Annotated in this window: 5 protein-coding genes; 2 read left to right on the top strand and 3 right to left on the bottom strand. The window is 57.5% G+C overall.

What is annotated here, in order from left to right:
- Positions 1–693: 693 nt before the first annotated feature.
- From WA354_RS00725 to WA354_RS00715, 3 genes are read right to left on the bottom strand one after another with little or no spacing between them, the layout of a single operon-like run.
- Positions 694–2,130 (bottom strand): metallophosphoesterase, encoded by a 1,437-nt coding sequence (locus WA354_RS00725; RefSeq protein WP_472811089.1) that lies wholly within the window; start codon positions 2,128–2,130, stop codon positions 694–696.
- Between the two features lie 47 nt (positions 2,131–2,177).
- Positions 2,178–3,668, bottom strand: a complete 1,491-nt coding sequence (locus WA354_RS00720) for a hypothetical protein (protein WP_472811088.1) — start codon at positions 3,666–3,668, stop codon at positions 2,178–2,180.
- Between the two features lie 31 nt (positions 3,669–3,699).
- A complete protein-coding gene (locus tag WA354_RS00715; RefSeq protein ID WP_472811087.1) occupies positions 3,700–5,139 on the bottom strand; it encodes a hypothetical protein in 1,440 nt (479 codons plus the stop codon).
- A gap of 444 nt (positions 5,140–5,583) precedes the next feature.
- Here WA354_RS00715 and WA354_RS00710 point away from each other — a divergent pair, with 444 nt between their 5' ends.
- Both WA354_RS00710 and WA354_RS00705 read left to right on the top strand, forming a co-directional pair.
- Positions 5,584–9,984: a putative Ig domain-containing protein gene (locus WA354_RS00710; RefSeq protein ID WP_472811086.1), complete on the top strand. Its 4,401-nt coding sequence runs from the start codon at positions 5,584–5,586 to the stop codon at positions 9,982–9,984.
- Between the two features lie 392 nt (positions 9,985–10,376).
- Positions 10,377–12,227, top strand: a complete 1,851-nt coding sequence (locus tag WA354_RS00705) for a VWA domain-containing protein (protein ID WP_472811085.1) — start codon at positions 10,377–10,379, stop codon at positions 12,225–12,227.
- Positions 12,228–12,358 lie beyond the last annotated feature (131 nt).

Raw genomic sequence — 12,358 nt, 5'->3', positions numbered from 1 at the left:
GAACGATCGCGCGGCCCGATGGTACGCCAGTTACGGCGCTGTGCCTTTGAGTGACAAGCCATTGACGCTCGTAATGTCGCTCGCCTCGTTTGCCCCCGACCTAAAAGCGGCAGGGCAGTTATGAGCGACGAGATGTGGAAAGGACGGGCTTGTTCCGGAATCCTAAAAAAGTAGGTGGCAGCACAAAAGAAGAACAAGTGGCAATATTTGATGTTTGCCAAGGCTCGCCTTGTAAACCTCACAATCCCGGAATTGAAACAAGCGCGAGAGGCAGCGCTCAGTACGCTCGCCTTCGCCCAATCGCGTCGGGGCCATACGCATCGTACGGTCATTCGAATTGTATTTCGGGATTCACCCCTTTGCGGAAAGTCAGCGCAAATTGGGACGCCAGATTCTTAATCACAATCTCTTTTATCATTGACTACTTGTTGGGCTGGCAGGTACGCACCAGATTGCGGGTCATCTGCGAGGTGTGATCTATTCGTTCACGTGGGACCGCCGCAACGAAGTCTGCCCGATGGCATTTCATGACGATGCGGCGTCATCGTTCTTGATCTCGGCCCATTCGTTGAGGATACAGCCGTCGTGCCCCGGATCACCATTGATCCCTCTTTCCTAGCTGTAAGTGGAGAGGATGCCGACTTCCCGAAAAACGCACACTGAACGGCGAAAAAGCGCGCTCGGTGGCAAATGTCAGAAAGCGTTCACAGCATTGAAAAACTCCTGTTCATCCATGTATCCGATGCCACACCAGTACACTGGCCAGTTCGCGCCGGTGATGGGATTCAACCTGTTGTTACCGGAGTAGAACGCGCCCTGGTATTGCATCTTCGCTGTATTCGATGCCAGCAGGGTAGTAAACAGCTCCGACAGCGAGGTGGCGAGAGGGCCCTCGAGGTTATAGGCTTTCGAAAATGTGTAATAGCTGCTGAATGCGGCGGACGTCGCCAGCAGGTCGCAGTTCACTGCGGAATAGTCAAACGGGGCATGGCTCAAGCCGTCGATCGCGAAGATCTTGTAGGCGGGGTTATTGCCAAAGAACGCACTGATGCCCGCGGTAACTGCCAGCGCGTTGCCCGGAGACATCAACCGGAATTCGTCCATGTGCGTATGACCCGCAAGAGACATAGAGATAACGCCGGGATACTTCCCAATAATGCCCATGAACGTTTCCTGATTGGTGTCAACCCACAACATCGTGGCAGCCGTGATCTTCCCGTTCACGTCATTGGAGGCTGCGGCGGTGGTGCCTTCCGCGGCTCCAGGAGGTGCATGCATCAGCAGCCACACCTTTTTGCCGGACGAACTGGCCTTGGCAAGCTGGGCATCGAACCACGTAAACTGATCCGCGATCATGGTTGGATCAGGAAGAGGAGCACCGGGGGAAAGCGCGAACGTGTTCAGCGCGACGATCATCAGATTCAATCCCGCGGGCTCGACCGCGTAGTATCCGCCATTGGTGATCGATGCGATCACATCCTGCCTATTTCCCGTGCCATTTAATGCGAGCGTGTATAGCTGTTGCGCGTTGTTCGAAAGAAACATGCTGTCCGGCCCATAACCGGTATAGGAATCGCAATTGCCAAGCGCAAAGTAGACGGGGACCGTGCCCACAGCCGTCCTGATCTGCTGCAAGACAAAGGTGAGAGTCTTGTCGACAAATGCGGCTGCTTCGGCGGGCGTCTTGTTCGCCGAATAGATCGGATAGAGCTGGTCCAGGCCGTGGCCGAGAAAGTCTCCTGTAAAAAGGACTACCGGACTTGTTCCCAGGTTCTGCTTGATGCTTTCGAGCGCCAGCGTCAGCAGCGCAAAGTTCGTGTCGTCGCCAGGCGCGGAAGGCGTGTTGTTCTTGGCGTTCGCCGCTCCAGTAAAAATGTTCGGCCAATCGGAGGGATCCGCCGCGTCAAGTTGCGCTACCAGTGCCATATTATCCGCGACGGATTGAGGATTCAGTGCCGTATTGCCGGGCAGAAATGGATTGATATATGGCTGGAAATGGACGTCGGAGAAAACCGGTACCGAGAACCTGTGGGAGCCTGCAATGCTTGAAACTCCACTGCATCCACTGATGAGTCCTGCACTCGCCAGGCTTGCCACTTCGAGAAATGTGCGACGTGATAGTTCTGGCATTCGAGCTTCTCCTTTTGCGGCCGTGGTGGCCCTTTCAGCAAGGGCAGTCAGAATTGCGGCGCCGTGGCCGGTAAATTCTCTGAGTCAATACCTTCACAAAGAATGTTGTTGGCAGCCAGGTTGCCGCCCCCGTCAATGGTTACCGTCCAGATGGAGTCGTAGTCATAGGCATCCCAGGCAAGAGGCGGGGCGCTGCTAACGTTGCTGTAACTGGCAAGCAGCGCGCTCAGTATCTGGGGAATGTTGCTGTGCTCCCACGCCACAAGAATGGTCTTATTGGTGAATTGTCCGCCTTGAAAGAAATAATTGCTGGCTTCCTGAGGTCCGTTCTTGTCAGTCAGCAGAAAGCTGGACACCAGGGAATACGGCAGGTTTTTGGCGATGGCATACGGTTCAGCCGTCAAGGCCAACGTGTCGTGTGAAAACGAAGTCGGTCCCGCGGCGGTGAGTCCGGCGTTGGGAGTCACCTGGGCGGGGTCGAGTGAATAGACGTGGGTGGGCTGGGGTTTTCCTTTAAGCGCCCTGGAGATTGCGTTCCCAAGATCGAGGGCGCGCCACTGGCCCGCCGCAACAAAGTTCCCATTCGAGAAGACGATGGAGGGATGAGCATTGGCATGGCGTATGAAGTAGAGAGTTTCATTGGTGTTGATGTTCGCGGGTGAACCCGTTGCCTTCAATGAGAAGGTCGAGTACTGGCATGGCGCGGGGGCTACCGGATCCGGATCGAGCTTCGGATAGGTGTTCGGCGGCTTCAGATTGCCGTTATAGGTGGCCAGGCTGGCGCTTCCCGATGGCGTAATGGAAACGGCGTAGATCGTATCGGACCCCTGATATGTGGACGGGGGCGACAGGCTGGACTGTTCGAGTGCATTGAGGCTGGCCAGCAGGGTTTGAGTGGTCTCCCACGGTGCTGAGAAAACATAGTATCCAGGCTCCTTCGCGCTGACAATACCGGCAAGCAGTGCGTCGTTGTCACTGCCGGTATTGTTGAAGTCGATCCCCTGGCAGGCCGGGCACGGGTAAGACAGAGATGGCGCGATCACGCCGATGGGCTCCGAACCCGGAAAGTAAGACGTGTTGATTGGGAAACTGTTGCCCGTCGTCGACTCCATCTCCGGATAGGGGCTCATCATGGTGAATTGGTTCATGAGAGCAAACTGCTGCACGGTCTCAAGCGCAGTCATGTCTGGATATCCGTTTGAGGTCTGCAAATGGGTCATTGGTTCGAGCGCATAAATAGCGGTCACATTCTGATTACCCAGCACGGCATGTTGCAGATACGGCGCCATCAAAAGCGTCCTTTGCAAGCCTTGGGCGGTGAGATTTGCCGTATCCGCATTCACGTCTCCGCTGGCCTGATATTGCAAATCGGCACTGACGACGAAGATCAGATTGATATTCGCGGCGGAAAGCGGAGCTGGATTGCTCGCCGGCAGATTGCCTTGATGATTCGACGCACCGCATCCGCAAAGGAGCATCATCGCCCCCGGCAGAAGAAATGCGTGAAAACGAATTCGATCGATGTGAACCAGGTTCATAGACTTCGTCCCTTCATTCCCGCCTGAGCGATCAGAACGCAGGGGCAGTGGCAGGCAGTTTCGTTGAATCGATGCCTTCGCAATGCGAGTTGTCAATTGTCAGGTTGCCGCTTCCATCGATGGTCACCGTCCAGATCGAGTCGTAGTCGCTGGATGCCCAGTCGGCCACCGTTTGGCTGCTGCCGTAGCTCTTTAAGAGCGCGTTGACCAGGGGTGCGAAGTGTTCGTGTTCCCACGCCAGAAGCACCTTATGATTGGAGAATTGCGGATCGTCAAAAAAGAAGTTGATGGTATTCGTCGTCACCGTAGATGTGTCGTCGAGCTCGAAATCCGACACCAGATGATAAGGAAGGTTGTTGGCGATGGCATACGGTTCGGCGGTCAACGATGGCCGCACATAGGACCATCCGGAATTTCCGTATGGGGTAATCTGTGCGGGATCGATTGAATAGACCTGATCGGGGTTGATCTTGCCGCGCAAGGCATTGGGCAGATCGAGCGCCCGCCATTCACCTGAAGCGACATAGTTACCGTCCTCCCAGGTGGGCGTGGGATGAGCCTCTGCGTGCCGCATCAGGTAGAGAGTCTCGTTTGTATTGGTGACCGGGGGATTGGACGAAGGCGCGGAGATATTGAATTGGGGCGTCTGGCAGGCTGCGCTCGTCAGCGCGGGAGGCGGCAATTCCGGGTATGTTGGCAGCGGATGCAGGTTGCCGTTATAGGTTGTCAGGTTAGCCATGCCGGATGGAGTTATGGAAATGGCATAGACAATGTCAGGCCCCTGATAAGTGGAGGGAAGAGTCAGCCCGTAGGAGTGTGCAGTGTTCGCCGCGGCCAGAAGATTCTGCGTGGCGGTCCAGGGCGCAGAGAAAACGTAATAGCCCGGCAAGCCGTAGCCGATCACCGTATCGATCAAAGATTCGTTGTCGCTGTTCTGATCGTTAAAATCAATTCCCTGGCAACTCGCACATGCAATGAGGGGAGGCGCAACCTCCTGGACTACCTGCCCCTGGGCGTAGCCGACATTGAGCGGAAAACTATTCGCCGCATAGAGAGCAGGGCCGCCCGAGGATCCTTCGAGGGTAACCACATTGAGCAGCGCAAACTGCTGTACGGTCTCAAGCGCCGCCATATCGGGATAATTACTCGTCGTCTGCAGATGAGTCATCGGTTCTAGCGCATAAATGGCGGTTACGAAATCGCCACCCAGGACCTTCTGTTGCAGATACGGAGCCAGAAGCAGAGATCTCTGGAGCCCCTGGGCAGTCAGGTTCGCCGTTTTCGGATCCACGTCACCGCTGGCCTGATATTGCAAATCTGGACTGACGACAAAGATTAGATTGACGTTTGCGGCGGAGAGCGGGGCGGGAGTGGCTTGGCCGGGCGTACCGGTGCTCGAAGAGCTTCCGCATCCGGCTAACAGCACAATGGCGAAGCACGACAGCGGCCAGAATCGAACAGCGGATCTCATAGAGCCCTTTGGCCGAACATAGAATGATTCGGTTAAATGCTCTATCGGCATTTGTCGGAGAATTCTTCATTCTCGTGCCGGCGTTCCTTCTATCCATAGAGTTTCCCAGGGTTTCACGCTAGCTCTTCTCGCGATTCGTCGATTCCCAAAAGCGGCACAGGTTCCATTTCAGCATTCTGCAGGCGGCGAAAGTGAGCAGAGCGGCTTCACATTACTGACACTTCACGCGCGCTATGTGATGCTGGCAATCGAGTCGAGAGTCAACATGCAGACCTGCAAGTTGTTCGCGAATCCTGCCGCAATTGCAGGGCGTCGCTTGCGAGGTGACTCGCATCACCTCTTGTCACGAAATTGCGGCGTATCGTTGCGTACCACTGCGGCTACTGCGGGATTCGAGTACCAAGCGGACTGGCACGCCGGCCATGTGCAATACAGGAGATCTTCATGCAATCCTCGCGTCGGCTGGGCCTTTCTCTTGCCACAGCATTCTTGTTTCTTTGCGGCTGCGGCAACCATGGCAGCAGTGTTCAAGCACCCACCGGGCTCACTTACGGCGCGGGAACTGCGGTTTACACCAAGGGAGTGACAGTTGCTCCGGACAACCCAACCAGTAGTGGCGGAGCGGTAACCGGGTACAGCGTGAGTCCTGCGCTCCCTGCCGGATTGACACTGAACAGCGGCACAGGCGTGATAGGTGGAACGCCCACCGCCGTAACTCCCATTGCAAGTTACACAGTGACCGCATCCGGCGCGGCAGGCAGCACTACGACGAGCATTTCCATTACGGTGAACGATCAGCCGCCCTCGGCGTTCTCATACGCGGCGGGCACGGCGACATACGTCATCAACACGCCGATTACTCCGAACAGTCCCACGAACAGCGGCGGAACGGTGGTCTCGTACAGTGTGGCCCCGGCACTCCCAGCGGGCCTGAGCTTGAGTGCTCAAACAGGCGCCATCAGCGGAAACCCCGCGGCCGTAACACCGCAGGCAAAATATACGATTACTGCTGTCAATACGGGAGGAAGCGCGACCGCAGCGGTGTTCATCACCGTCAACTCTGGTGTGGCGAATCCTTTGGCGGCGCCTGCCGGACTCTCTTACAAGCTTGGCAACGCAACCTACACAGTGGGCGTGCCGATTCCGGCCAATGTGCCAACAACCACCGGCGGAGTTCCGCTTCCGTATACGAGTCCGAGCGGGATCCCGGTCCCGGCCTACAGTATTTATCCCTCGCTTCCGCCGGGGTTGCGCATCGACGGTGTCCCGCTTCTTCCCATCGGCGACTTGCCTTCGGGGATCATCAGCGGAACACCCACGGCGCCATCGCCTGCAACCCCCTACACAGTAACGGCCAGCAATCCGTCCGGAAGCACCACCGCAACTCTAACCATCGAAGTGGCTGCAGCTGACGTGACTCCGGCCGGCCTCTCGTACAGTACGCCGGCGCCGGTGTATGAGGCGGGAATCGCGATCACGCCGGACTACCCGACGGTCAACCCTCTGGGTGGCGCACCGACGAGTTACAGTGTGACCCCCGACCTAAGCCAAACCGGATTGACGCTCAATCCGTCGAGCGGTGTGTTGAGCGGAACGCCGGCGGCCCTGTCTTCGCAGACGGCGGCGCCGCTCACGGCGAGCTACACCGTGACTGCCGCGAACTCCGGTGGCGACGTGACAGCGCCACTGACCATCACGATTTATAACTCGCACCAGTCCGTGCCTAACATGGCACAGGCCATCGATCCACTCGCAGCTCCCGGCTCCAGTTTTCAATTTCTTGACACCGGCATGGTGGTGACCGACACCTATAATCCGAATGTGCCGCCTGTCGAGTGGATGGCAGGGCAGGCGGTCAGCACCGCGGTGAACCCGAACCTGAATCTTCTGGCGGTACTGACGAGCGGCTTCAACCGCGTTTTTCACGAAGCGTTTCCGTTCTTTGACCCTCTCTACTCGAACGAGTATGTCTTTCTCTACGACATCAGCGGGGGAATGCCCGTCTTCAAGCAGGCGATCCCAATTCCCAATGCGTATCACGGGCTGGCGTGGGATCCGGTCCCAGGCAACAACGCGCTCTACGTCTCCGGCGGCATGGGCGACGCGCCATTCGGCACCGATCCGATTCCGTATACCGTTAACGGCGCTCCTGCTACCAATAACGGAGACAATGTACACATCATTACGCTGCAGCTGAACGGAAGCTGGGCGCTTTCGGCGGAATTGGACCTGGGGCCGAGCAATTCAGTAGTTGGTGGACACCCCGCAGGCAACGGCCTTCCCGTGCCCAACAACTCCTTCGCTTCAGTCAACGCGGCGGTCTACGTCGCGCCGATGGCCGCTGGAATTGCGGTCTCGAACGATGGTCAGACCCTGGTGGTGGCCAATTATTACAACGACTCGATCACGGTGTTCACCGGAGGCCTGAGCGTCTGGCTGGATCAATGGGTGCCCGATCCGGCGTCCCCGCAACAGTTTCAGGGGACACTCTCAGGGACCGAACTCGATCTGCGTCCAGGCAAGGCCGCCAGTGGAGCCACGCCAGGCACGCCTGGGGGAGAATATCCGTTCTGGGTGGTATTGGCAGGCAGGAGCGGACCTGGAGCGACGGCATATGTATCGAGCCTTCGCGACCGAGAAATCGATGTCGTGAATCTGGGAGAGAGTTGCACGAACGGCACGACTGGACCTGGCTGCTTCCTGCAAGCCTCTCCGGTGGTAAAGACCCGCATTCCTGTCAAGGGCCAGCCGAACAAGATGACCCTCAACGCGGCTGGGACGCTTCTGTACGTGGCCGAAGACGAGTCGGACACCATCGATGTGATCGATCTCAATCCTCGCGATGTCGGTCTCCCCACCCAGAACCAGCCGGCGACGTTCAACACGGTGATCGAAACTATTCCGGTCATCGCTCCGCCATCGGTCATGTCGGGTTCGCCGCTGGCGCAATATACCGGCGCCAATACCAACAGCGTGACGCTGTCTCCAGACGAGAAGTATCTCTACGTCACCAATGGCAATCTGAACAACATTGCTGTTGTGCAACTGAACGGAACCAATCGCAGCGATCAGGTTATCGGCCTGATTCCGACCGGCTGGTATCCGAACTCGGTGGCTCTCAGCGGCGATGGCACGTGGGCTTATGTGGCCAACTCGAAATCGCCGACGGGCGCGAATCCGAACTGGTGCTATGTTTACGGCCCAGCCGGCTACCCGACATGCATGCCTGCCAATGAATACAACCCCCAGTTAACCAGGGCGGGATTGCAAACCATTCCCCTGACCCCAGCCTTACTTCAACCGGAGCTCAATACTCTGACCAGCAAGGTGACTGCCGACAATCACTTTGACAGTGTCGAGACCGGCGAGCAGTCCGCGACCATGGCGGCGGTACGCGGCGGCGTTCAGCACGTCATCTATATCCTGAAAGAAAACCGCACCTACGACCAGATTCTGGGCGATCTTGGCCGCGGCAATGGCGATCCTGCATTGACTTTGTTCGGGCAGGCGATCACGCCCAACCAGCATGATCTGGCGCAGCAATTCGTCACTCTCGATAACTTTCTCGCCACCGCCGAAGTGAGCAACGATGGCTGGCCGTGGAGCACGTCGGCCCGCGCTCCGGATGTAGTGGAACACCAGTACCCAATCAACTATGCGCAACGCGGATTGAGCCTTGACACCGAGGGTATGAACCGCAACGTCAACGTTGCGATCCCAACCCTGGTCCAGCGCCAGGCGTCCGATCCCTTGATGCCAGGCGGCGCACTTTCGCCAAACGTGACGGGCGGCGAGGACCTGTTGCCGGGGCAGACCGATGTAGATGCGCCGGATGGCCCAAACGATGAGTTGAACACCGGCTATCTATGGAACGATGCGCTGCGCGCCGGCCTCACGGTTCGCGACTATGGCTTCTTTGTCGACACCAACTGCTACAACGAGCCGAGATGCCAGACCCCGCTGGCGCATGACCCGTTTTCAACCGGAACCATCGTCGCTCCGCCGACCAATGTTGCGCTCGCGCCATTCACCGACCAGTATTTCCGCGGCTTCGATCCCTCGTTTCCGGACTTCTACCGCTTCAAGGAGTGGGAGCGGGACTTTGATGCCAACTACGCCCGCGGCGGGCTGCCGAATCTAACCCTCGTTCGCTTCATGCACGACCACACCGGAAACTTCGGCACGGCCATCGATAAGGTGAACACGCCAGAGCGCGACGTGGCCGACAACGACTACGCAGTCGGCCTGCTGGTACAGAAGATTGCCAACAGTCCGATCTACAAGAACAACACGCTGATCTTCGTCGTGGAAGACGACGCGCAGGATGGCGGCGACCACATGGATTCGCACCGCACCACGGCGTACGTGGCCGGTGCGTACGTGAAGAATGAGGTCATCTCCACGCCGTATACGACCCTCAACTTCATCCGCACCATGGAAGAGGTTCTGGGCCTGCCGCCGATGAACCTGAACGATGCGCTGGCTGCGCCCATGAGCGACATCTTCAACACCTCACCGAGCAGCTGGACGTTTACGGCGACACCCGCGGCAATGCTCTACTGCACACAACTCCCTTTGCCTGCTCCCTTCCTGCCCTGCAATAACCCCACGCCAGACGCGAAGTACTGGACACGCGTGACCAGGGGAATGGACTTCGATGACGCAGATCTGGTGGATGGAGCGAGCTTCAACCGCATTCTGTGGAAGGGATTGATGGGCAACAGGCCATATCCCGGTACGCCGACAGGGAAGGACCTGCGGCAGAATCGTGAGAAGTTGCTCGCAGCGTATCGTCGGACCCCTCATCGCCAGGAGACGAGAACCCTCAAGCCAGCCGGGGACTGATCAGCGTTCTCGGTAGGTGGCCGTAAACAGGCTTAGCGGCCATACACCAGAAAACTGATGCGGACTTGGCGCCCAAACTTTGTGAACTAAAGCGTCGTTATCACATGATTGGTTGGCAATCTAGGATCACCTCTGCGCCGGTCGAAACAGGTTGGCCAAGTTGGCCAGGTCGGAGGCCCGTCGCAGCGCATATTCGCGAAACCCAAAAAATCAGAGACAAACGCATCAGCGCTCCAAAGTAACGCCTCTCTACCTTCCCAAGCAAAATTGGTTGCAGCCCGAGCTGCGCGGTATGTCGTCTATTACATATAGGTCACATTTCAATCTCGTCCTTGAGGACTATCATGGGTTCACAACCCAGATTGCACATTTTCTGTCGGAGGGCAGGCTCCATGAATCGTCCGATCGTTGCTCTGTTGCTCGGACTGGTGTGTGCGGTTCCAGTGATGGGGCAAGCAGATGAGTCTGCAACCACGCTGCGCCGCACCAGCAGAGCTGTCCTCGTCGATGTGATCGTTAGCGATTCCTCCGGCAAGCCGGTCACGGGACTCTCCAGAGACGCCTTCAGCATCACAGAACAAGGCAAGCAACAGACGATTTCATTCTTTGAGGAGAATGGGAACGCGCCTCCACCACGGCCGGCGGAGATACCCAAAATGCCGCCGGACATATTCACGAATTTCTCGCCCTTCCCGCAGCCGCCGGCAGTGAATGTACTCCTGCTGGACTCGCTCAACACGCACATGGAGAACCAGAGCTATGTGCACACCCAGGCGCTGAAGTTCCTGAAGACCGCAATGCCGGGCGCCCGCTCGGCCATTTTCACCATGGGACTAGGGCTGCATTTCATTCAGGGGTTCAACGACGACCCGGCAGTACTGATGGCGGCGCTGAACAACAAGAAGAACAATGAGGTTGAAACCTCCGTCATGCTGAAGGGGCAGGATGAGACGATTGCCCAGCAAAAGTTAGGCGGCATGATGGGTGCGCCGGAGGGCAATGGTGCGACCGCAGCCTCGCCGGGGATGATTGCAGCCCTGCAGAATTTTATTAACGAGAACGACACGTCGCGTTCGTTCGATCGCATGTACGTCACGCTGGCGAATCTGCAGCGCCTCGCAGCATTTCTGCAGGGGTTCCCGGGACGCAAGAACATCATCTGGTTTGCGGAAAAGGTTCCGGCGCTTTTTGTCACCGGTTCAGACGCAGCAGGCGGCGTATCTTCCGGCACCCCTGCCATGGAGCAGGAAATCAAGAAGACGCTGGCAATGCTGGCCGCGGCCAGGGCGGCAATCTATCCCGTGGATGCCCGCGGAGTCTCGAACATCAGCCTCTATACAGCCGAAAACAATTCCACGAACCCACCCACGCAGGCCTCGGGATTGCTGGGGCCTACAACCGTTGGCAGCGATTCCGGCTCGGCAAAAGGCGGCGGCGGATTCGCAAACTCGATGACCAGCGAGAACATGGACCGCGATTCCGATCAGCTCCAGGCGCAGATCCTCGCCGAGGAGTCGGGGGGAAAGGCGTTCGCGAATACCAACGGCCTCTCGGACGTAATCGACAAGATCACGTCAACCAGCAGTCATTTTTATACCCTCTCGTACTCACCGACGAACGCAAAAATGGACGGAACCTTCCGCAGCATTAAGGTGAAGGTCGAGGGCGCGGACTACAAGCTCGCCTACCGCCGTGGATATTATGCCGTGGAAGAAGCGATTCCCGGCAGTTCGCTGGCAGTGCGAAGTCAGGAGATCCAGAAACTCGCCTCCAAAAACCCCGGAGCTGTCGATCCACTGCTGCCATTCATGGACCTGGGAATGCCGCAAAGCGAGCAGATTCTCTACAAGATTCGCGTTGTGCCGTCTGCGCCTGGCCAGAACGAGCCTGCCAACAAGAAGGACAAGGAACACTACAAGGTCGACTTCGCCATCGATCTGAATGACCTGAATCTGAAACTCGACAAGGACGGCCTGCACAACGGTTCGCTGAATGTCTCGCTGATTGTTTACGACCGCTACGGGAACATGGTCAGCCGCGAAGATCACCTGGTCGCGCTCAACATCAAGCCCGACGCGTATGCGGCCTTTCAGAACACCGGCGTTCAGCTCCACGCTCAACTGGCCGTGCCAAAAGGCAATCTCTGGCTCCGCACCGGCATTTACGACCGCAACTCAAGCAAGGTGGGCACCATGGAGATTCCACTCGCAGCCGTGAAGCCGTTAGATACTGCCGCGAAATAGCAAAGTACCTGCAGTTGTCTCAAAAGCTGTCATTCTGCGCGCGTCACATCAGTGTCGAACAACCCGGCTTCTCAAAAGCACGTGTCATCCTGAGCGCCGCTTACCCCTTCGCGCTGCGCGAAGGGGTAAGC

This window comes from Occallatibacter sp. (genome assembly GCF_049802275.1).
Taxonomy (GTDB): domain Bacteria; phylum Acidobacteriota; class Terriglobia; order Terriglobales; family Acidobacteriaceae; genus Telmatobacter.
This window is presented reverse-complemented; position numbering and strand designations above follow the sequence as displayed.